Source organism: Pseudomonas sp. SIMBA_067 (genome assembly GCF_046534675.1).
Taxonomy (GTDB): domain Bacteria; phylum Pseudomonadota; class Gammaproteobacteria; order Pseudomonadales; family Pseudomonadaceae; genus Aquipseudomonas; species Aquipseudomonas putida.
Map to the genome: position 1 here is coordinate 1 of NZ_JAWRYH010000966.1, position 251 is coordinate 251.

At 35.5% G+C, this 251-nt stretch carries 1 protein-coding gene; it reads right to left on the bottom strand.

The window, feature by feature from the left end:
• Positions 1-251 (bottom strand): hypothetical protein (locus SB765_RS32080; protein ID WP_410932820.1); only part of this gene is annotated, 251 nt, incomplete at both ends.

Genomic DNA, 251 nt, shown 5'->3' on the forward strand with positions numbered 1-251 from the left:
CTTTGGCAATATAAGTTGATGGTTCTTTTACGCCTTGTGGTTTGTCAGCCAGTTTTAAATTGGCTATTTCGCGGGTTAAACCTGTGGTTAAATCTACTTTAAAGAAAATATTACCCTGACGATACGCTAAGTTACCATCGTTTAAAAACTGTGGTTTTGACTCAGTAGCAGAGCTTTGCGTAATTTGTTTAATTACGCCTGATTTTACGTTTTTAATAAATACGTTACCCTCAAACACATAAGCTTGAAGT